Genomic DNA, 22,503 nt, shown 5'->3' with positions numbered 1-22,503 from the left:
TTAGGCATTTGAAAGAAAACAAATTGTAGGAAAGAGGTATGAAGATGAACAAAAATATTGGATTTATTGGATGCGGAAACATGGCTCAAGCTATAATTGGCGGAATAGTAAAGTCAGGATTAATTAACAGTAAAAGTATAATGGCAAGTAATAGATCTTATGAAAAACTTAAATCTACTGAAGAGAAATACGGAATTTTGACGGCTAAAAGCAATGATGAAGTGGCTAGATTTTCAGATTTGCTTTTTTTGAGTGTAAAACCAAACGTATATAAAAAAGTTATAGAAGAAATAAAAGAAGAAATAAAAGAAGATGTAGTTATTGTTACTATAGCTGCAGGTGTAGATATTAAATCTGTAGAAGGATGGTTCGAAAAGAAATTACCTATAATAAGAACTATGCCAAATACCTCTGCTCAAGTGGGGGAGAGTATGACTGCAGTATGTGTTAATGATGTAGTTAAAGAAGAAGATTTAAATTTTACGGTGGATATTTTTAAAAGCTTAGGAAGAGCGGAAATAGTAGATGAAAAACTTATGGATGCAGTTGTAGGTGTAAGTGGATCTTCAGGCGCCTATGTATATATGTTTATAGAAGCACTGGCAGATGGTGCAGTTTTAAGTGGAATGACAAGAAAAATGGCCTATGAATTTGCAGCACAGTCAGTTTTAGGTGCAGCAAAAATGGTACTTGAGACAGGACAGCATCCGGGAATACTCAAAGATAATGTATGTTCTCCAGCAGGTACAACTATAGATGCAGTTTATTCACTTGAAAAAAATAACTTTAGGGGAACGGTTATTGAAGCTGTGAAAAAATGTACAGAAAAATCAATTGAAATGTCAAAGCGTGTTTGATGTTATAGTAAGAAAGGTGCAGAACATATGGAAGGTATAGGATTAGTTTTAGAAGGCGGAGGTATGAGAGGATTATACACTGCTGGAGTATTAGACTTTTTTATGGAGAAGAATTTGTATTTCCCTTATGTTATAGGAGTATCCATGGGAGCTTGCAATGCATGCTCCTACATTTCAAGACAAAAGGGAAGAAACAAAAGGATAAACATAAACTATGTGAATGATTCCAGATATTTGAGCTGCAGAAATTTGATATTTAAGAAGGGACTTTTTGGAGTAGATTTTATATTTGATGAAATACCAAATAAACTAGAGATATTTGATAAAAAATCTTTCAATAATGCAAGTGAAAAATTTATAATAACAACTACAGACTGCGATAGAGGTGAACCTGTATATTTTGATAAAAATCAATGTTTAGATGAAGAAATATTTAATGTGATAAGAGCTTCTAGCAGCTTACCTTTTATGGCTTCTATAGTAAAATTTAGGGGGCTAAATTTATTAGATGGAGGAATTTCAGATCCCATACCTATAAAAAAATCTATAAAAGATGGGAATAATAAAAATGTAATTATTTTAACCAGAAATAAGGATTATGTAAAAAAGCCTTTTAGAATGAAATTTTTAGCAAACAAAATATACTATAATTATAAAGGGTTAGTGAATGCAATGATAGACAGACATAAAAAATACAACAATACTTTAAGCTATATAGAACAACTTGAAAGAGAAGGAAAGGTATTTGTAATAAGGCCTAAAGATCAGCTTAAAGTTAGGAGGATAGAAAAAGATAAAAATAAGCTCACTGAACTATATAATCAAGGGTATAAAGAAGCTTCACAGTGTTATGATAAATTAGAGAAATGGATTGTGGGGTAAATAATAGGAAGGGAGAATTGATATGGATTTAGGAAAAACATACAATGGCTTTAAATTACTAGAGAAGGAAAAATTAGATGAGATAAATTCTGAGGAAATGCTTTTTGAACATGAAAAAAGTGGTGCTAGATTATTTTTCCTAAAAAATGAAGACGACAATAAAGTATTCTCAATAAGTTTTAGGACGCCGCCGGATGACAGCAGAGGTGTTCCACATATACTTGAACATTCTGTATTGTGTGGTTCAAGAAAATTTCCTGTAAAAGAACCTTTTGTAGAACTAGTGAAAGGCTCTCTCAATACTTTTTTAAATGCAATGACATTTCCAGATAAAACCATGTATCCTGTAGCGAGTGTTAATGACAAGGATTTTGTAAATCTTATGGATGTATATTTAGATGCAGTTTTTTACCCTAATATATATAAGTACCCAGAAATAATGATGCAGGAAGGGTGGCATTATGAACTTGATAGCAAAGACAAAGATTTAACTTATAAAGGTGTAGTATACAATGAAATGAAAGGTGCTTTCTCATCTCCAGAGTCCATACTTCTTAGAAAAATGATGGAATCTCTCTATCCAGATACCCAATATGGAGTAGAATCTGGAGGAGATCCAGATGTGATACCGGAGCTAACTCAACAGCAGTTTGTAGAATTTCATAATAAGTATTACCATCCATCAAATAGCTATATATATTTGTATGGTAATATGGACATTATGGAAAAACTGAAATTTTTAGATGAACAGTATTTAAGCAACTTTACTAGAAAAAATGTAGATTCTACTATATTAAATCAGACTTCTTTTAGTAGTGAGAGACAGATGACAATTAAATATCCTATTTCAAGTAGTGAAAGGGAAGAAGATAAAACATTTTTAAGTATGAACTATTCAGTGGGAAAAGCTGTGGACAGTGAGCTGTACCTAGCATTTGATATACTGGAGCATTTACTTTTAGAAACTCCATCTTCACCTTTAAAAAAGGCACTAATTGATGCTAATATAGGGAAGGATGTATTTGGAGTATTTGAACCAAGTATGCTTCAGCCTATGCTTGGAATAGTATGTAAAAATTCTAATGAAAGTGAAAAAGATAAATTTAAGCAGGTAGTAGAAACTACTTTAAAAGATATGGTTAACAAGGGTATCGATAAAAAGCTTGTAGAAGCTTCGTTGAATATAAAGGAATTCCAGCTTAGAGAAGCAGATTATAGGGGATATCCTAAGGGATTAATATATGGGATGAAGTCCATGGACAGTTGGTTGTATGGTGAGAAGCCATGGATTCACTTAAATTATGAAAAAGTATTGGATAAGATAAAATCTGAATTGGACAATAATTATTTTGAAAAACTTATAGATAAATATATTTTAAAAAACAACCATAGATCTATGGTAATAGTTAAACCTGAAAAGGGTCTTGAGGAAAAGAAGGAAAAAGCATTAAAGGAAAAACTAAATAATTTTAAGAAGGGACTTTCAGACAGTGAATTAGAAAAAATAATACAAGATACTCAAAAATTGAAAAAGAGACAGGAAAGTGGGGATAGCAAGGAAGACTTGATGAAAATACCACTTTTGTCCATATCAGATATAGATCCAAAGGCTAAGAGATTGAAACTTGAAGAAAAGGAAGAGGATAAAGTAAAAGTATTGTTTTATCCAACATTCACTAATGGAATTTATTATTTAAACCTTTATTTTGATAGTAATACAGTAAAAGAAGAACTTATTCCATATATATCACTTTTAAGTGCGGTACTTGGAAAAGTCAGCACTGAAAATTGTTATTATGAAGAACTGGCCAAAGAAATAAATATATATACAGGAGGAATAGGTTATTCTGCTCAATCCTTTGGAGAAAATGGAAATAGCCACAAATTCTATCCTAAGTTTGTAGTAAGATCAAAGGTTCTTGTGGATAACTTACCAAAATTAATTTCAATATTGAATGATATAATAAATCATACAAAATTTGAAGAAAAGAAGAGATTGAGAGAAATAATTCAGGAAACTAAATCTAGAATAGAGATGGCTATTTTTGAAAGAGGCCATGTAGTAGCTGCAAATCATGTTTCATCTTATTTTTCGCCTATAAGTAAATATGAAGATATGCTCAGTGGTTTAGAGTTTTATAAATTTATATCAGATTTAGAAAAGAATTTTGATAGTAAGTCAGAGGAAATAAGCAAAAAATTAGAGGAAGTTTCAAATAATATATTTAATAAAAATAACCTGACTGTAAATATAACTTGTGATGAAAAAGATTATGGTAATTTTAAAAGTGCTTCTAAGGATTTATTTCATGAATTAAAAGATAATGAGATATGTAAAGTAGAGTATAATTTTGACTTGAAGCCTAAAAATGAAGGACTTATGACTTCATCTAAAGTTCAATATGTAGCTAAAGCTTATAACTATATAGATCTCGGATATTCTTATAGTGGAAGCCTTCAGGTATTAAGATCCATAGCTAATTATGAATATTTATGGAATCAGGTAAGAGTTCAAGGAGGAGCTTACGGAAGCTTTGCATCTTTTCAGAGAAATGGAAATATGTTTTTTACATCCTATAGAGATCCAAATTTGAAACATACTGTTGAGGTATATGATAATGCAAGTAAGTTCTTTGCAAACTTTAAAGCAGACAGCAGGCAGATGACTAAATATATAATAGGTACTATATCAGATTTGGATTTTCCACTGTCACCTTCTATGAAGGGAGAACGTGCTGCTGAAAACTATATAAGACACATAAGTTATGATGACCTACAAAAGGAAAGAGAAGAAATACTAAGTACTAAGCCTGAGGACATAGCAGGGTTTTCAGAACTTATTTCCAGCGTAATGGACAAAAATAATGTATGTGTACTTGGAAATGAACAAAAAATAAAAGAAAATAAAGATATATTTAATAATATGGTTAGTTTGTTTGAATAAGCATAAAATAAAATAATCCACAGTGTGAATACATATTTATTCACACTGTGGATAACATTTTAACTTTAGGGTGTTTTACTAAACTGCGGTATTTTCAGGTGTATTGTCATACTTCCCTGATTTTAAATCTGAAATCCAATGCTTGATACTTTCGTAAAGTATAACTATCAATATGGCCATAACGATTAGAGATAATACTGTAAGTGTAGTTTTACCGTGTGGAATATAGTTGCCAGTTATATTTTCAATTGAAGCTGTTAAAGTTGCCACACTTATAAATGCCATTGGTATTACTGTAATTGGCATGTACTTCTTTTTGCCCATTCTTATAAGTACTGATGTACCTATTGCAAAGGCTATAGCTGCTAAGCTTTGGTTTGCTACACCAAATAGAGGCCAGATAGTTGATATATTACCTGTATACAGTAAGTAGCCCCAACATACAGACATAAGCAAACTGAAGAATATTATGTTAAACCAAGAATCCTTTTTTGCAAGAGGCTTGCAGAACTTACCGATTAAATCTTGAAGTAAGTATCTACCTATTCTAGTACCTGAGTCTATAGTTGTCAGTATAAATAATGCTTCAAACATTATACAGAAATGATACCAGTAAGACATCAATCCTTTTAAGCCAGGAATCTGATAGAATACGTAGGACATACCAACTGCAAGAGATACAGATCCACCAGTTCTTCCTGCTAAATTTTCTCCTACTAGCTGTTGCAGCATAGGGAGTTCTTTTGGAATCATGCCTAGTTTTGCAAATACAGCTGGTGTTGAATTTATAGCAAAGTAATCCGCAGTTGGAAGGCAAGTTGCAGCAATTAATGCCATTAAAGCTATAAAGGATTCTAGAAGCATAGAACCAAAACCTATAGGAAGTATATCTTTTTCATTTGAAATAAGTTTAGGTGTAGTACCAGAACCTATTAATGAATGGAAACCTGATAGAGCACCACAGGCAATGGTTATAAATACAAATGGGAATACTTTACCTGAAACTATAGGACCGCCGCCATTTACAAATTTAGTGATAGCAGGCATCTGAAGTTCTGGTCTTACAAATATAATACCTACTGCAAGTACTGCCATAACTCCAAGTTTCATGTAAGTACTCAAATAATCTCTTGGCAGTAACAAAAGCCATACAGGAAGTACAGCTGCACAAAAACCATAAGCGGCAAGTATAAGTGACATTTGTTTTACATTGAAAGTAAGAAATGGTGCTAAAGCTGAATGCTGAACAGTTGGTCCTAAAATAACTCCAAGTAATATAAGTACCATACCAATAATTGTACCTTCAGCTATTTTACCTGGTCGTAAGAATTTAAGATAAATACCTATAAAAAGTGCAACTGGAATAGTAAATCCAACTGTAAACGTTCCCCATGGACTGTTGTTAAGTGAGTTTACTATAGGAAGTCCAAGACCTGCCATTGTTATTATGAGTATGAATATAACTGAAACTGATGTAATATAACCCATTCTTTCACCAAGATTTTTCCTGGCAATTTCGGCAATTGATTGTCCATCTTGTCTAACTGAAGCAAATAAGATAACCATGTCGTGAACGGCACCGCCTAGTACACCACCTATTAAAATCCAAAGTGTACCTGGAAGATATCCGAATTGCGCTGCTAAAACTGGTCCTATAAGTGGTCCAGCACCTGCAATTGCAGCAAAATGATGTCCAAGAAGTATCCATTTGTTAGTTGGTACATAATCATGTCCATCTTCGAACTTTTTAGACGGGACTTCTCTTGTTTCATCTAATGCTAGAACTTTTGCTGCTACAAATGATCCATATATTCTGTAGCCTGCGACTAATACAAGAGCGCCTATAATTACTAGTACTATAGAATTCATATAAAAACCTCCTTTTTAATTTTTAATAATTATAAATAGTTCATTAATAATTAATTATATGAATTTTATTACATGTTTATAATAGTCTGAATTTATTGATTTTCATACCCAAATATTCCAAAGTGCAAAAAAACGGATGCGAATGGTCAAAAATAACATGTGAATGGTATTTACAATGAGTTGAATAACATAATTGAATTTTACAGTGTGAAAAATTTATAAAAAAAATTCACAGTGTGAATTTTTTTTCATACACACTGTGAATAAAACTTTTAAGGATAAACCCTATTTATCCAACTATTTTTTCTTCTTGAGGCTTATCATAATCTCCGGATTTTAAATCTTTAATCCAGTGTCTTATGCTTTCATAAAGTATAATTATTACTATAGCTATGAGAATTAAAGATAACACTGTAAGTGTAGTTTTATGATTTGGAATATAGTTTCCTGTTATATTTTCAACTGATGCAGTTAAAGTAGCCACACTTATAAATGCCATAGGTATTATTGTAATAGGTATATACTTTCTCTTGCCCATTCTTATAAGTACTGAAGTACCTATTGCAAAGGCTATAGCTGACAAACTTTGATTTGCCACACCAAATAAAGGCCATATTGTAGATATATTACCTGTACACAGTAAATATCCCCAACAGAAAGACATAAGCAAGCTGAAGAATATTATGTTAAACCAGGAGTCCTGTTTTGCAAGAGGCTTACAGAATTTTCCGAATAAATCCTGAAATAAATATCTTCCTATTCTAGTACCTGAGTCTATAGTAGTGAGTATAAATAATGCTTCAAACATTATGCAGAAATGATACCAGTAAGACATCAATCCTTTAAGTCCAGGAATTTTATAGAATACGTAAGACATACCAACAGCTAATGATACTGAACCGCCAGTTCTTCCTACTAAGTTTTCTCCTACTAACTGCTGAAGCATAGGGAGTTCTTTTGGAACCATACCTAGTTTTGCAAATAGAGCTGGTGTTGAATTTATAGCAAAGTAATCAGCAGTTGGAAGACAAGTTGCTGCAATTAATGCCATTAAAGCTATGAAAGATTCTATAATCATTGATCCATAACCAACAGCTAAAATATCCTTTTCATTGGCAATAAGCTTAGGGGTTGTACCAGTACTTATCAATGAATGGAAACCTGATAGAGCACCACAAGCTATAGTTATAAATATAAATGGAAATACTTTACCTGGAACTATAGGTCCTCCACCATTTACAAATTTAGTAAGAGCAGGCATTTGAAGTTCTGGTCTTACAAGTACAATACCTACTACAAGTGCGGCCATAACTCCAATTTTCATGTAAGTGCTTAGGTAACCTCTTGGAATAAGTAAGAGCCATACAGGAAGAACAGCTGCACAGAAACCGTATATAGCAAGTATAAGTGACATTTGCTTTACATTAAAAGTTAAATATGGAGCAAGTGCTGAACTTTGGATAGTTGGTCCTAAAATAACTCCTAATAAAATAAGTGCCATACCAATTATGGTACCTTCACCTATTTTACCTGGTCTTATAAATTTAAGATAAATACCTATGAATATTGAGACTGGAATAGTAAAACCTACGGTAAAAGTTCCCCATGGACTACTGGCAAGAGAGTTTACTATTGGAAGCCCAAGGCCTGCCATGGTAATTATTAGTATAAAAATAACAGAAATTGATGTAATATAACCCATTCTTTCGCCTAAATTTTTTCTTGCAATTTCGGCTATGGATTGACCATCTTGTCTAACTGAAGCAAACAATATAACCATATCGTGAACTCCTCCAGCTAGTACACCACCTATTAAAATCCAAAGTGTACCTGGAAGATATCCGAATTGTGCTGCTAAAACTGGTCCTATAAGTGGCCCAGCACCGGCAATGGCTGCGAAGTGCTGTCCTAAAAGCATCCATTTGTTTGTAGGCAAATAGTCATGCCCATCCTCAAATTTTTTAGCGGGAACTTCTCTTGTTTCATCTAGAACTAGGACTTTTGCGGCTAAAAATGATCCATAAAGTCTGTAGCCTATAACTAATACTAAAGCTCCTATAATTACTAGTACTATAGAGTTCATATAAGTACCTCCTTGTAAAATTTTTAATAAATTAAAAGTGCTTGATTAATAGATAACAATGGTAACGTTATTACATATTGATAATAGTCCGAATTTATTCGTTTTCATACTAATGCACTCTAAAATGGTAAAAAAGGGTGATAAATAGTCGAAAATAGATGGTAATCGGTAAGAGGTATTTATATAATAAAGTTAACAAAGCAATTGAATTTTGTTATTATAATATAAGGGGTGCTATTATATTTTTTAGGCACAAAAGTTCAAATAGTTGGTTCCTGCTAGTTCTCATAGATAATTATACGAGGAGTGATATACTTTGATTTATCTTAAATTACTTCAGAACATGGCCTTAATTGCTTTATCTGCATATATGTACAATCATTCTAGTATTTTAAAACAATTAATCAAAGATGAGCTGGGAACTGCAGATAAAATTTTACTTGTAATATTTTTTAGTACTCTAGGTATTTTAAGTAATTATACAGGGGTAAATGTAGAACCAGCTAATAATATTAATTCAGAAACTATGGCTTTGGGGTATCTGGGAATGCATGATGCTATAGCTAACACAAGACCTATTGCAGCCATAGTGTCCGGATATATTGGAGGACCTTTAATTGGAGTTATAGTAGGATTGATTTCAGGAGTCCATAGGTATGCTTTAGGTGGGTTTACAGCTGTTGCTTGCACTATTGCAACTATAGTAGAAGGGCTTATAGGAGGTATTGCAAGAAAATATTCCAAGGATGAAAGCCTTAATGTAAAACACGCATTTTTTGCGGCCATAGTTGCAGAATGTTTTCAAATGATAATAATTCTAATATTTGCAAGACCTCTTATAAGTGCACTTATATTAGTAAAAATTATAGCTGTCCCAATGATACTTATAAATTCATTAGGTACTGTTATTTTTATAAGTATAATAAAAAGTGTTAAGGAAGAATATAATAAAGTTGGAGCTATAGAAGCACAAAAGGCTTTAAACATTGCAAAGAGAACTGTAAAATATATGAGAAAAGGACTTGGAGAGGAAACAGCTAAAAATGTATCAAAAATAATATATGAAGTAGCAAATATTGATGGAATACTTATAGGGGATAAAAGTGATATTTTGACTTGTTCTGTTAAAAACATAAATAAGATAAGATTAAGAGAAAGTATATATAAGGGTGATAAATTTCCTGTTTATAAAATCATAAATGAAGGACAGATGTTTTTTGTGTGTGCACCATTTAATATACCAAACTCTGGTTTTCAAGGAGTACTGGGACTTGGATTGAAGTCAAAAAAAGATATTAACAATTATTTTATACAATTTGTACAAGAACTAAGCGATTTACTCTCTAACCAGATAGAATTATATAAACTAAATAAATTGGCAGAAGAAGCATCTATAGCAGAATTTAAAGCGCTAAGATCCCAGATACAACCTCATTTTTTGTTTAATGCCCTAAATACTATATCGTCATTTTGTAGGACAAACCCCTCTAAAGCTAGGGAACTTATTATAGATTTATCAAATTATTTTAGACAAACTTTAAAGAGAGAAGAGGATTTTGCCTATTTAAAAGATGAATTAGAATTTACTAAATCATACATTTCTATTGAAGAAGCTAGATTTGGAAATAGGCTGAAGCTAATTATTGATATACCAGATAAAATGATGACAGCCAAGGTTCCTGCATTCATACTACAGCCTATTGTAGAAAATGCTATAAAACATGGAATACTGCCCAAACCTGAGGGCGGCAGTGTATATCTTAAGGCATCTTTTAAGGATAAAGACATATTATTTTCAGTAGAAGATACCGGGGTAGGTATGAGCAATGAAAGATTAAATGAAATTTTAACTAAATGGCCTGGAATAGGATTGAAGAATGTAAATGAAAGATTAAAACTATTATATGGGGAAGACCATGGGCTAAGTATAAAGACTTCTTTAAATAATGGAACTGAAATTAGTTTCCTCATATCAATGAAGGAGGTTTCATCGGTAAATGGATAAACTGAAATGTGTTATTGTAGAAGATGAGATTCCTGCTGCGGAGGAATTGAATTATATAATATCAAAATATGAGGATTTATGTGTAGAAGGAATTGCATACGATGGTAAAAGTGGACTAGATCTTATAAAAAATAAAAAACCAAATGCTGTATTTTTAGATATAAATATGCCTTTAAAAAATGGTATTGAATTGGCAAAGGTCATTAAAAAATTTGATAAGTCAATAGATATAATATTTGTTACTGCTTATGAACAATATGCAGTTCAGGCTTTCGAAATATATGCCCTTGATTATGTACTTAAACCTTTTGATGAAAAGAGAATAGCTGTTACTATAAGAAGATTAATTAGCAAATGGCGTGAAAAAAGTTCAGAAAATGAAAAAATACCTGATATATTAAATGAAATAGTAAGTAAAATAGACAAAGAGAGTAATTTGGTAAAAAGAATTCCTTGTGAGAGGCAAGGAAAGATAATTTTAGTAAATGTAAAGGATATCTATTATTGCTACATAGAAGATGATAAAACCTATGTTAAAACTAAAAATGACAGATATCTGGTTGGGACAACTCTTTATCAGATAGAAGAGAAAACTAATTTTTTTAGATGTCATAGGAGCTACCTGGTAAACATGGATAATATAAAAGAATTATATTCTTGGTTTAATGGAACTTATAAGCTGGTTATGGATGATGAAGAAAAATCAGAAATTCCTATAAGCAGAAGTAACGTAAAAAAATTAAGAGAATTGCTTAAGATATGAATTATAGAGTTTCTTGGTTAGAAAGTTAGCTTATACAGATCATGTAATGACAAATTTCAATTAGAAACCTTATATATGGTTTGTAATTGACAAAATAGTTAAAAATTAAATTGTGAAGGAGAAATGTATTATGGCAGTAGTAAATGTAAGTCTTCAAGTGTTACCTGTAGTAAAGGATAAGGATTTGTATGGTGTTGTTGATAAGGTTATAGAGTATATAGCTTCTACTGGGGTAAAGTATGAAGTAGGACCTATGGAAACTACTATGGAAGGTGAATTGAGTGAACTTCTGAAAATAGTAGAAAAGGCTCAAAGTATATGTGTAGAAGGAGGGGCGGAGAGAGTTGCATCTATAGTAAAAATAGATTATAAGCCAACAGGTGTGACTATGGAAGAGAAAATTGGGAAATACAGATAAACTGGTTTTCAACTTTTGTATTAGGAAGAGGTAAAGAATAATGAACATCAAAGATATAGCAGTTTTAGGAACTGGAACTATGGGACATGGTATAGCATTACTTTCTGCAAAAGCAGGATTAAATGTAGTTATGTATGGCAGATCTGATGCAAGCTTGGAAAGAGGATTTAATAATATAAAATCTAGCTTAAATAGTTTAAAGGCTGCAGGAAAATTGTCAGATGAAAAATGTGAAGAAATTTTAAGTAAAATAAAGGGTGTTAAAACAATTCAAGAAGCTGCTAAAGATGCTGATTTTGTAATAGAGGCATTAGCTGAAAACTTAGAGTTAAAACAGGATATCTTTAGGCAGTTGGATGAAATTTGTTCACCAGATGTAGTTTTAACTAGTAATACTTCAGGACTTAGTCCAACAGCTATAGCTAAGAATACAAAGTACCCTGAAAGAGTAGCAATTGCCCACTTTTGGAATCCACCACAGCTGATTCCATTGGTAGAAGTAGTACCAGGAGAAAAAACATCACAGGATGCGATGAAAATAGTCATGAACTGGGTTGAGTTTATAGGTAAAAAAGCTGTTCGCATGGAAAAGGAATGTTTAGGGTTTATAGGGAATAGACTTCAACTTGCACTTCTTAGAGAAGCCTTATATATAGTAGAACAAGGTTGGGCAAAACCAGAAGAGGTAGATAAAGCCATGGAATATGGACATGGTAGAAGATTACCTGTTACAGGCCCATTATGCAGTGCAGATTTAGGAGGCTTAGACATATTTCATAATATATCTACATATTTATTTAAAGATTTATGTAATTATACAAAACCTTCTAAGTTAATGCAGGATAAAGTTGAAGCTGGAAATTTGGGAAGTAAGAGTGGACAAGGATTTTATAATTGGACACCAGAAGATTTAGAAAAGAAACAAAAAGAACGTACAGAAGTACTTTTAGACTTTTTAGAGAGAGATTCTAAGGAGAAATAGAGTTTCTAAGCAGAAAATCAATTTATACGCAGACATATTTTTAAGTTAAGAATTAATAATGAAAAATTAATAGTGAAGGATGATTTTTAGCTATCGCAAAAAATCTTTAAATTTATATGAATCACCAATGTTTCGCTTTAGCGAAACGAGTGGTGAAAAAGCTTAATCAAAGATTTTTTGTAGTGTAGTGGAAAAAAATCCACATTAACTATTAATTCTTAACTATTAATTATTAAAAATATGCTTACGTATAAGTTGATTTTTAAGTTAGAAACTCTTTTTACATTTTCTATGGGAATAGATAGCTAAAGTTATCTGTTTCTGGTAGAATAAATGCAAAATAGCTTATGAATATAGTAGGAGGATTTTGAATGATACTTATAAAAAACGGATATGTCATTGACCCATTGAGCAAATTAAATGAAAATGTGGATATTTTAATAGATAATGAAAATGTAGTAAAAATTGATAAAAACATAGATGAAAAAAATGTAGATAAGGTTATAGATGCGTCTTCTTGCATAGTTGCTCCAGGTTTTATAGATATACACAGTCATTTTAGAGATCCTGGTTTTACCTATAAAGAGGATATATTTACTGGAGCAAATGCAGCTGCAAGGGGAGGATATACAACGGTTATATGTATGGCGAATACTAAACCGGTGGTAGACAATGTTGAGACTTTAGACTATATATTGAACAAGGCTAAAATGGCAAGAATTGAAGTACTTCAAGTAGCTTCTATAACAAAAGGAATGGCTGGAAAAGAAATTGTAGACATGAAAAAGTTAAAGGAAGCTGGAGCAGTAGGATTTTCTGATGATGGTAAACCAATTATAAGTTCAAAAACAGCAGTTGAGGCTATGAACATGGCAAGGGAGCTTGATGTAGTTCTTAGCTTTCACGAAGAAGATCCGGAACTAATAAGTGAAAATGGAATAAATTCAGGGAAAATAGCAGACGCATTAGAGATAAAAGGCTCTCCCAGAGAAGCAGAAAATGTGCTTGTTGCAAGAGATGCAGCACTTGCAATATCAACTAAAGCAAAAATTGATATTCAACATATAAGCTCTGGTTTATCTGTTGAACTTGTTAGATGGGCAAAAAAGATGGGTGCAAATATAACGGCAGAGGCAACACCGCAGCATTTTAGCATAACAGAAGAGGAAGTCTTGAAAAAGGGAGCAAATGCAAAAGTAAATCCACCTTTGAGAATGGAAAGTGACAGAAAGACTATAATCGAGGCACTGAAAGATAACACAATTGAAATAATAGCTACAGACCATGCACCTCATTCAAAAAAAGAAAAAGAAGGTAAAATTTCTAAAGCACCAAGTGGAATGATAGGCCTTGAAACTGCACTTTCTCTTGCAATTTCAAAATTAGTTAAACCAGGATATTTAAGTTACATGGATGTTATAGAAAAGTTTACTGTAAATCCTGCAAAGTTGTATAGATTGGATAGGGGATATATAAAAGAAGGACATAGGGCAGACATTGTAATATTTAATCCTGAGGAAGAATATGTGGTAAGTGACTTTTATTCTAAGTCATGCAATTCTCCTTTTATAGGTGAAAAGTTGTATGGAAAAGTAAAGAACACAATATATAAGGGAACTATTGTGTATGAAGACGAAAAATAGTGTGCTATCTGAGAAATAAGCTATATATGAGCCTTGCTTAATAAAAAGAAGCAGGGCTTTAATTATGAAATCATGTTTCCTGCAAGTTGATTTTTTCAACTAAGATCAACTACAACTCCATTTACGGTAAATAGGTCAACATCTAAAATATTATTTATAGGCGATAGAAAGAAATGAATATTTTAATAAGGTAGATAAATGATTTGAGGATAATAATTGTAATGGAACAAATACTCGTATAGATGAGACAACAATCAAGAAAAAACTGAAAGAAAGGTTAGGTGAAAAAAGTGAATGCAATAAGTATAAAAAATCTTAAAAAGTCTTACGATGGGCAGATTAATGCTTTGAACAATATAAGTCTAAGTATACCAAAAGGCCAGATATTTGGATTTCTTGGCCCTAATGGTTCAGGAAAAACCACTACAGTTAGAATTCTTAATGAAATTCTTTCGGCAACGTCAGGATATGCTGAAATTTTAGGAATACCTGTGGGAAAAAATAATATTGAAATTCATAGATTATGTGGGGTTATGACTGAAAGTTCTTCCTGTTATGAGAACCTTACTGCTGAGCAAAATTTAATATTTTTTGGCAAAATGCATGGAATGGGTGAAAAATTGCTTAATGAACGTACTGATTTTATATTGAAAAGGCTGGAGTTATTAGATGTAAAAAACAGGAAGGTAAAATCTTTCAGTACGGGAATGAGAAAGAGAGTTTCTCTGGCTGTAGCATTAGTTCATAATCCTAAGATTTTATTTCTTGATGAACCTACTTCTGGTTTAGATCCAGAAAATGCACTAAATGTTACAAGGCTTATAAAAGAACTTGCAGAGGAAAACGAGGTTACAATATTTCTTTGCACCCATCAATTAAAATATGCTGAAGATATCTGCACACTATATGGTTTTATAAATAATGGTAGTATCCTTGGTTTAGGTACATTTAATGAACTTGCTTTAAGGAAAAATGCAGCTCTTCAATTAAAAATTAGAGGAAAAAATATTTCGGAAAAACTTGGATTTATCCATGAAGGTAATAATATATATAGCAAATCTATTTTAGGAGATAAAGAGGCAAATACTCTAATACAAGGCATACTGACAAGCAGTGGGGAAATTTATGAGGCGATGCAGAAGAAATGGTCACTAGAACAACTGTACTTTAAATATATAAAAGGCACATCTAATGATGTAACTTTATAAGTCTGGAGGGGTTAGAGTATGAATATAAGTGAAAAAGCATTGATCTATAAAGATATAAATGAAATAACAAGTTCAAAACGTGTTATTATGCCTATGACTATTGTACCGATTATTTTGATTGTAATCATACCATTAGGAATACTTATTGGTGCGAACTTTATTAGAAATGATTCAAGTATGCTTACAAAAATGGCTCCTCTTCTAAGAAAATTGCCTCCTGAATATGCAGCATATACTCCAGCTAAGCTTTTAATAAAAGTAAGTATAGACTTTATGTTTCCGTCATACTTTCTTATAATTCCAATAATGTGTTCAGGAGTTATTGGAGCCAGTAGTTTTGTGGGAGAAAAAGAGCATAAAACTATGGAGTCTCTGCTTTACACACCAATATCCATGGAACAATTGCTTAGAGCTAAGATTTTAGGGGTTTTTGTGCCATCCTACATCGTGACTTTCATTTCATTTATAGTCTTTGGCATCATATGTAATATAGGTGGTTTTATCTATTTTGGAGGACTCATTTTCCCGGACATAAAATGGATTATAATCATACTTTGGATTTCACCTGCAATCAATTTATTATCGCTAACATTTACTGTTATGGTATCGGCAAAATCAGAAACATTTCAGGAAGCACAACAGGTAAGCGGGCTTCTTGTCATTCCAGTGATTCTTATATTAGTAGCTCAAATGACAGGTATACTTTTACTCGATAATCTTGTAATGCTTATAGCAGGTGGTGTTCTCTTAGTACTTGATTATCTATTGATAAAAAGGATTTCCTCTAAATTTATTCCAGAGAAATTGATTTAAATAGCTGTTTGTAATTCTTTAAATGTACTTTAAGTTTCATGATATACTGAAACTGATTATGGTGCAGTTATGAAATTATGCATATGTTTTCATTCATTAATATAAGATTTTTTGGTTGCTATAATTTATATCTGTTTCTGACTTAAAAATAAACTTATACGTAAAATATGATAACAAAATTGAAGTTACATTTAAAAACTTTTTGGTAAGTCTTAGCGAGGCATTTTAGAAATCTTAGAAGCTTAGATATGTCTGAGGTACGAGTTTATCTAAGCTTCTTTAGATTTCAAAATGCCGAGCTTTAGACTTATTAAAAGTTTTTAACGTAACGAAATTTGTTAGCATATGGTTAGTATAAGTTTATTTTTGTTTAGAAACTCTATAACATGTTCTCCCAATCAGCGTATAAAGTTTCTATTTCATTTTGTGTATCTGAAAGTTCCTTATTTACAGCACTGCTTTTTTCAGGATTAGAATAAACTTCCTCTAGGCACAGTTCTTTCTGAAGTTCAAGTACGTGGTCTTCTAAATTTGAAATTTCTTCTTCAATGTTTTTAACTTTAGATTTCTTTTCACGTTTAGACTTTTCAAGTTCTCTTTTCTTTTTTTTCTCATGTTGTATTTGAGTTTTAGTCTTTGAACTTTGTTCCTCTTCCATTTCAAATCTCAAGGGATTCTTTTTCTTTTCCACATAATAGGTGTAATTACCCAAGTATTCTTTTGCACCATTTTCATTTAATTCATATATTTTATTGACGGATTTGTTTAAAAAGTATCTGTCATGGGAAATTACAAGCACGGTGCCATTGTAGTTTAATAAAGCTTCTTCTAAGGCTTCACGGGATGTTATGTCAAGATGGTTTGTGGGTTCATCTAAAAGTAAAAAGTTAGATTCAGACAATATAAGCTTCAATAAATTTATCCTGCATTTTTCTCCACCACTTAAAGAAGATATTTTTTTAAATACGTCATCTCCTGTAAATAAAAAGCTGGCTAGAGCATTTCTTATTTCTGTAGTGGTGAGCTTAGGATAGCTATCCCATACTTCGTCTATAATTGTTTTTTCAACATTTAAGTCAGATTGTTCTTGGTCATAGTAACCTACTAACACATTTTTACCTAATTTGCAAAGTCCAACATCTTGTTCTAATTTACCTAGGATTATTTTAAAAAACGTAGTTTTGCCTCTACCATTTTCACCAATTAGAGCTGTTTTTTCTCCTTTTTTTATATCAAAATTTAAGTTTTTAAACAATAGTTTTTCATCAAAACTTTTACTTAAGTTCTCTACGTGAAGTACATCATTTCCACTGTTTATCTGAGTTTTAAATGTTATGCCTTTAATTTTTTCATCTTTGTCAGGAGCAGCTAGTCTATCAATTTTGTCTAACATCTTTTGTCTGCTTTCTGCTGCCTTTATGCTTTTTTCCCTGTTAAAAGATCTATATTTTTCAATAATTTCCTCTTGCTTTTTTATTTCTATTTGCTGCATGTTATAGGCTTTTAGCTGGACTTCATAATTTTTTTGTTTTAACTCCAAAGAAGTAGTATAATTTCCGTTATAAAAATTTATATGACCGTTTATGAGTTCCATAGTTGACTGGGTTATAGCATCTAAAAAGTATCTATCATGAGATATTACTATGATAGTACCTTTATAGGATTTTAAATATTCTTCTAGCCATTCTATAGCGTTTAGATCCAGGTGGTTAGTAGGTTCATCTAAAAGAATGATATCAGGTTTAGATAAAAGCAGTTTACAAAGTGCCACCCTTGTTTTTTTCCCACCGCTTAGCACAGTTATAGGATCGAGAAATTCATTTTCTTGAAAACCTAATCCACTTAAAACTCTGTTTATTTCAGCTTTGTAGGTATAGCCACCCCTGTTTGTATAAAGCTCTGAACAGGTGGTATATTTATCTATCAATTTATTTCTATACTCTTCATTTTGGGCATCGTAAGGTTCGTTCATCAAGGCTTCTAATTTATTTAACTTATTTTCCAAATTAATTAGATCCTGAAACACAGTAAGCATCTCGTCATATATAGTATTTGAAGAATCCAATGACAGATGTTGAGTTAGATATCCTACTGTTTTAGCTTTATCTATAAATAAATTTCCACTGTCATAATTTATTTTACCTGTTAAAATGTTAAATAAGGTGGATTTGCCAGCTCCATTTGGACCGATTAATCCTACTTTTTCTCCATCATTTATGTTGAAAGTTATATTTTCAAGTATAATTTCTATTCCATAACTTTTATGAATATTATTGCAACTTAAAACAACCATTAGTAACACCTTCCTTAATCATTAACATTTTACTATGTATAGTAACTTTTTTGTAGTCCTATGTTATAATTATAATTAGAAAATTGTAATATGGGCTAATTGGTGTTTTAAATTTATTTTTAAAAGAAATTATAATTAATTAACTTTCAATTACATTTGTAAGGATTGGGAATGTAGGCAAATTAATAATATTTGTTACTGCTCATTATTTACGAATGTTAAAAGGTAACTAAAAAAGTGAGTACTATATTGTATAAAACATGTAAATAATTAATATAATTTACATATAAATGTATTGATTTATGTCTGTATGAATAGGATAATTAAATATATATCAAAGTAATTTATTTAGATACAATAATGGTATTCTAAAAATCAAAAAAGTATTTAAGAGAAATCAAAGAATATAGAAGAAGGTGTAGTATGGATAAAAAAAAGAATATATCAATGGCTGTTATAAAGAGATTGCCAAAATACCATAGGTATTTAATGGATTTAATGAAAAATGACGTAGATAGAATATCCTCTAAGGAATTAAGTGAAAAAATAGGGTTCACAGCTTCACAAATAAGGCAGGACTTAAACTGTTTTGGAGACTTTGGACAGCAGGGATATGGGTATAACGTAGGTGAACTATACGGGCAAATATGCAATATACTTGGTCTTACGAGAACTTATAGGACTGTTATAATAGGTGCAGGTAATATAGGTCAGGCTATAGCTAACTATACTAGATTTGAAAAAATAGGTTTTCGTTTAGAAGCTATTTTTGATATAAATCCTAAACTTATAGGTATTAGAATTAGGGATATCGAGATAAGGGATATAGATTATTTAGATGATTACTTAAAAGAAAATAGTATAGATATAGGAGTTATATGTGTACCTAACAATAATGCCCAAAAGGTTTGTGATATTTTAGTTAAAAACAAAGTTAAAGGTATTTGGAATTTTGCTCCTGTAGATTTGGTTACTCCAGAAGACATAAAGATTGAAAATGTTCATTTAAGTGATAGTTTATTAACATTGACATGTCTTTTAAATGATATAGATTAAAAACTTAAATGAATTCTTTAAGTTAAAAAATTCATTTGTTAGAAAATAAATTTAAATTATAAATATTTAGTAAAAATGAGCAATATTATGAATATAGTTTATATTTTTAGCATATTGTAATTGTTTTCTTGTGCAATTTTCATAATTATATGATATAATTATATAGGTTTATATTAGGTCAAATATGAGTTGAGAAAGGGGCAAAAAGCCGTTTAGTCAGATGTATCTTATTGGGGGGTATTTACTGATGTTGTAGGGTGAATTTCATCCGAATTTACGCCCTTGGAGTGAAAGACCAAACGAAAGTAGCTAACTAGCAAAATCGAACACTATGAAAAGGGAAATAGCCATAGATCTTATGATTTATGTACTAGAAAAAATGGCACAAAAGTATGTACAAGATTGTTAACAAAAAAGAGTTATCACCAAACATATTCTTAATGGATATTGAGGCACCAAGAGTTGCCAAGTCCTGTTTACCAGGACAATTTATCATAGTCAAAATGGATGATAAAGGGGAAAGAATACCTCTTACTATCTGTGATTATGATGCAGAAAAAGGAACTGTTACTATTGTATTTCAGACATTAGGAGCTTCAACTAAAAAAATGGCTAAATATGAAGTGGGAGAGTATTTTGAAGATTTTGTTGGACCACTTGGACATTGCTCAGAACTTGTAGAGATGGATCTTAAAGAACTTAAGAAGAAAAATATAATGTTTGTAGCAGGGGGTGTAGGTACTGCACCAGTTTATCCACAGGTAAAATGGCTTCATGAACATGGAGTTGCTGCAGATGTTATAGTTGGATGTAAATCAAAAGATCTTTTATTATTTGAAGATGAATTGAAACCAATTTGTGGAAATTTATATATAGCAACGGATGATGGGAGTTATGGATATAAGGGCTTTGTTACGAATCTTTTGAAAGAACTTATTGACAAGAAAGATAAAGAATATGATTGTGTAATTGCCATAGGACCTATGATAATGATGAAGTTTATAACTCAAGTTACGAAACCATATGGAATTAAAACAATAGTAAGTTTAAATACTATAATGGTAGATGGAACTGGAATGTGCGGAGCTTGTAGGGTTACTGTAGGTGGAGAATTAAAATTTGCCTGTGTAGATGGTCCTGAATTTGATGGTCATCTTGTAAATTTTGATGAAGCTATGAGAAGACAAGCTATGTACAAGACTGAAGAAGGAAAGAAACTTCTGCAAGAAGAAGAAGGGGACACTGGAAGTAGAGAAGGTAAAAAGTGTAGAGCAGAAGAAAAACTTGAAAGAATGAAAAGAGTACCTATAAAGGAACAGGATCCTAAAGTTAGAGCTACTAATTTTGATGAAGTTTGCTTGGGATACACTGAAGAAGAAGCTGTAAAAGAAGCTTCAAGATGCTTGAATTGTAAAAAGCCTATGTGTGTTACTCAGTGCCCTGTTACAATAACTATACCTAAGTTTGTTGAACAGGTAAAAAATAGAAACTTTGAAGAAGCTGCTAAAATAATAGCAGAATCAAGTGCACTTCCTGCTGTATGTGGAAGAGTATGTCCTCAGGAAACTCAGTGTGAAGGAAAATGTGTACTTGGCAAAAAAGGTGATGCTGTTGCTATAGGTAAGCTGGAAAGATTTGTAGCAGATTGGTCAAGAAAGAATAATATCGATTTATCTAAGACTTTACCTAAAAACGGCAAAAAAGTAGCTGTTATAGGAAGTGGTCCTTCAGGACTTACTTGTGCAGGAGATTTAGCAAAGCTTGGATATGACGTTACTATATTTGAAGCACTTCATGAAGCAGGAGGAGTACTTGTATATGGTATTCCAGAGTTCAGACTTCCAAAGGATACTGTAGTAAAACATGAAGTTGAAAATGTAAAGAAATTAGGAGTAAAAATAGAGACAGATGTAATAATAGGAAGAACTGTTACTATAGATGAACTAGTAGAAAAAGAAAAATTTGATGCTGTATTTATAGGTTCAGGAGCAGGACTACCAAGGTTTATGGGAATACCTGGAGAAAACTTAAATGGAGTATTCTCTGCAAATGAATTCTTAACAAGAAGTAATTTAATGAAAGCATATAGGGATGATTATGCAACTCCTATAAAAGCTGGTAAGAAAGTAGCTGTAGTAGGAGGCGGAAACGTAGCTATGGACTCTGCAAGGACAGCTCTAAGACTTGGAGCAGAAGTATACATAGTATACAGAAGATCCGAAGCAGAACTTCCAGCAAGAGCAGAGGAAGTACACCATGCAAAAGAGGAAGGAATAAAGTTCAATCTTTTAACTAATCCTGTAGAAATATTAGGAGATGAAAAAGGTTGGGTTAATGGAATACGCTGTATTAAGATGGAACTTGGAGAACCAGATGCATCTGGAAGAAGAAAACCAGTTGCAATAAAGGGATCAGAATTTGATTTAGATGTAGATACTGTAATTATGGCCCTTGGTACTTCACCAAATCCACTTATATCAACTACAACAAAAGGACTTGAAATGAATAAGCGTAAATGCTTAATAGCAGAAGAAGAGACTGGACTCACTACAAGAGAAGGAATATATGCAGGTGGAGATGCAGTAACAGGTGCTGCTACTGTAATACTTGCAATGGGTGCAGGTAAAAAAGCTGCTAAGGCTATAGATGAATATCTGAAAAAATAATTATATATTGAATAAAGGAGC

General features: G+C 31.7%; 15 protein-coding genes. 12 read left to right on the top strand and 3 right to left on the bottom strand.

Annotated elements, in window-relative coordinates:
• Nucleotides 1-44 precede the first annotated feature (44 nt).
• Genes proC through CLRAG_RS18335 form a run of 3 tightly spaced genes read left to right on the top strand, consistent with a single transcriptional unit; the run spans nt 45 to nt 4,683 of the window.
• Nucleotides 45-857, top strand: coding sequence for a pyrroline-5-carboxylate reductase (proC, locus tag CLRAG_RS18345; RefSeq protein ID WP_065079717.1), 813 nt, complete (start codon nt 45-47; stop codon nt 855-857).
• Nucleotides 858-884: 27 nt separating this feature from the next.
• Nucleotides 885-1,739 carry a patatin-like phospholipase family protein gene (locus CLRAG_RS18340; protein ID WP_065079716.1) on the top strand — a complete coding sequence of 285 codons (855 nt, stop codon included), beginning with the start codon at nt 885-887 and terminating at the stop codon, nt 1,737-1,739.
• 22 nt (nt 1,740-1,761) lie between these two features.
• The gene (locus CLRAG_RS18335; protein ID WP_065079715.1) at nt 1,762-4,683 is read left to right on the top strand and encodes an insulinase family protein; all 2,922 of its coding nucleotides are present in this window, start codon (nt 1,762-1,764) and stop codon (nt 4,681-4,683) included.
• 78 nt (nt 4,684-4,761) lie between these two features.
• On the opposite strand, the gene CLRAG_RS18330 is transcribed toward CLRAG_RS18335, so the two are convergent.
• Nucleotides 4,762-6,552 (bottom strand): carbon starvation CstA family protein, encoded by a 1,791-nt coding sequence (locus CLRAG_RS18330; RefSeq protein WP_023162325.1) that lies wholly within the window; start codon nt 6,550-6,552, stop codon nt 4,762-4,764.
• Between the two features lie 289 nt (nt 6,553-6,841).
• A complete protein-coding gene (locus CLRAG_RS18325) occupies nt 6,842-8,635 on the bottom strand; it encodes a carbon starvation CstA family protein (protein WP_023162324.1) in 1,794 nt (597 codons plus the stop codon).
• 316 nt (nt 8,636-8,951) lie between these two features.
• Between CLRAG_RS18325 and CLRAG_RS18320 the strand changes: the two genes are divergently transcribed.
• The 7 genes from CLRAG_RS18320 (at nt 8,952) to CLRAG_RS18290 (ending at nt 16,467) form a co-directional block, all read left to right on the top strand.
• Nucleotides 8,952-10,640, top strand: a complete 1,689-nt coding sequence (locus CLRAG_RS18320; RefSeq protein ID WP_065079714.1) for a LytS/YhcK type 5TM receptor domain-containing protein — start codon at nt 8,952-8,954, stop codon at nt 10,638-10,640.
• Nucleotides 10,633-11,403 carry a LytR/AlgR family response regulator transcription factor gene (locus tag CLRAG_RS18315; protein ID WP_065079713.1) on the top strand — a complete coding sequence of 257 codons (771 nt, stop codon included), beginning with the start codon at nt 10,633-10,635 and terminating at the stop codon, nt 11,401-11,403. The genes CLRAG_RS18320 and CLRAG_RS18315 overlap by 8 nt, the downstream gene beginning before the upstream one ends.
• A gap of 130 nt (nt 11,404-11,533) precedes the next feature.
• Nucleotides 11,534-11,821, top strand: a complete 288-nt coding sequence (locus CLRAG_RS18310; RefSeq protein WP_065079712.1) for a thiamine-binding protein — start codon at nt 11,534-11,536, stop codon at nt 11,819-11,821.
• 40 nt (nt 11,822-11,861) lie between these two features.
• Nucleotides 11,862-12,803 (top strand): 3-hydroxyacyl-CoA dehydrogenase family protein, encoded by a 942-nt coding sequence (locus CLRAG_RS18305; protein ID WP_065079711.1) that lies wholly within the window; start codon nt 11,862-11,864, stop codon nt 12,801-12,803.
• A gap of 371 nt (nt 12,804-13,174) precedes the next feature.
• On the top strand, nt 13,175-14,446 hold the full coding sequence (locus tag CLRAG_RS18300) for a dihydroorotase (protein ID WP_065079710.1): 1,272 nt from the start codon (nt 13,175-13,177) through the stop codon (nt 14,444-14,446).
• A gap of 290 nt (nt 14,447-14,736) precedes the next feature.
• The gene (locus CLRAG_RS18295; RefSeq protein ID WP_154105028.1) at nt 14,737-15,654 is read left to right on the top strand and encodes an ABC transporter ATP-binding protein; all 918 of its coding nucleotides are present in this window, start codon (nt 14,737-14,739) and stop codon (nt 15,652-15,654) included.
• An 18-nt stretch (nt 15,655-15,672) separates the two neighbouring features.
• Nucleotides 15,673-16,467: an ABC transporter permease subunit gene (locus CLRAG_RS18290; RefSeq protein ID WP_065079708.1), complete on the top strand. Its 795-nt coding sequence runs from the start codon at nt 15,673-15,675 to the stop codon at nt 16,465-16,467.
• A gap of 379 nt (nt 16,468-16,846) precedes the next feature.
• On the opposite strand, the gene CLRAG_RS18285 is transcribed toward CLRAG_RS18290, so the two are convergent.
• On the bottom strand, nt 16,847-18,760 hold the full coding sequence (locus tag CLRAG_RS18285) for an ABC-F family ATP-binding cassette domain-containing protein (protein ID WP_065079707.1): 1,914 nt from the start codon (nt 18,758-18,760) through the stop codon (nt 16,847-16,849).
• 423 nt (nt 18,761-19,183) lie between these two features.
• Between CLRAG_RS18285 and CLRAG_RS18280 the strand changes: the two genes are divergently transcribed.
• Nucleotides 19,184-19,816: a redox-sensing transcriptional repressor Rex gene (locus CLRAG_RS18280; protein WP_065079706.1), complete on the top strand. Its 633-nt coding sequence runs from the start codon at nt 19,184-19,186 to the stop codon at nt 19,814-19,816.
• A 392-nt stretch (nt 19,817-20,208) separates the two neighbouring features.
• The gene (locus CLRAG_RS18275) at nt 20,209-22,482 is read left to right on the top strand and encodes a bifunctional dihydroorotate dehydrogenase B NAD binding subunit/NADPH-dependent glutamate synthase (protein WP_065079705.1); all 2,274 of its coding nucleotides are present in this window, start codon (nt 20,209-20,211) and stop codon (nt 22,480-22,482) included.
• The last annotated feature ends 21 nt before the right edge of the window (nt 22,483-22,503 follow it).

It is taken from the genome of Clostridium ragsdalei P11, from assembly GCF_001675165.1.
Lineage (GTDB): Bacteria > Bacillota > Clostridia > Clostridiales > Clostridiaceae > Clostridium_B > Clostridium_B ragsdalei.
Note: the sequence above shows the minus strand (reverse complement) of the source record. Positions and strands in the feature narration are given on the sequence as shown.

Bases quoted from the DNA above. Each gene is read 5' to 3' on its own strand.
- proC (WP_065079717.1), top strand. From the start codon at position 45: ATGAACAAAAATATTGGATTTATTGGATGCGGAAACATGGCTCAAGCT.
- CLRAG_RS18340 (WP_065079716.1), top strand. From the start codon at position 885: ATGGAAGGTATAGGATTAGTTTTAGAAGGCGGAGGTATGAGAGGATTA.
- CLRAG_RS18335 (WP_065079715.1), top strand. From the start codon at position 1,762: ATGGATTTAGGAAAAACATACAATGGCTTTAAATTACTAGAGAAGGAA.
- CLRAG_RS18330 (WP_023162325.1), bottom strand. From the start codon at position 6,552: ATGAATTCTATAGTACTAGTAATTATAGGCGCTCTTGTATTAGTCGCA.
- CLRAG_RS18325 (WP_023162324.1), bottom strand. From the start codon at position 8,635: ATGAACTCTATAGTACTAGTAATTATAGGAGCTTTAGTATTAGTTATA.
- CLRAG_RS18315 (WP_065079713.1), top strand. From the start codon at position 10,633: ATGGATAAACTGAAATGTGTTATTGTAGAAGATGAGATTCCTGCTGCG.
- CLRAG_RS18310 (WP_065079712.1), top strand. From the start codon at position 11,534: ATGGCAGTAGTAAATGTAAGTCTTCAAGTGTTACCTGTAGTAAAGGAT.
- CLRAG_RS18305 (WP_065079711.1), top strand. From the start codon at position 11,862: ATGAACATCAAAGATATAGCAGTTTTAGGAACTGGAACTATGGGACAT.
- CLRAG_RS18300 (WP_065079710.1), top strand. From the start codon at position 13,175: ATGATACTTATAAAAAACGGATATGTCATTGACCCATTGAGCAAATTA.
- CLRAG_RS18290 (WP_065079708.1), top strand. From the start codon at position 15,673: ATGAATATAAGTGAAAAAGCATTGATCTATAAAGATATAAATGAAATA.
- CLRAG_RS18285 (WP_065079707.1), bottom strand. From the start codon at position 18,760: ATGGTTGTTTTAAGTTGCAATAATATTCATAAAAGTTATGGAATAGAA.
- CLRAG_RS18280 (WP_065079706.1), top strand. From the start codon at position 19,184: ATGGATAAAAAAAAGAATATATCAATGGCTGTTATAAAGAGATTGCCA.
- CLRAG_RS18275 (WP_065079705.1), top strand. From the start codon at position 20,209: ATGTACAAGATTGTTAACAAAAAAGAGTTATCACCAAACATATTCTTA.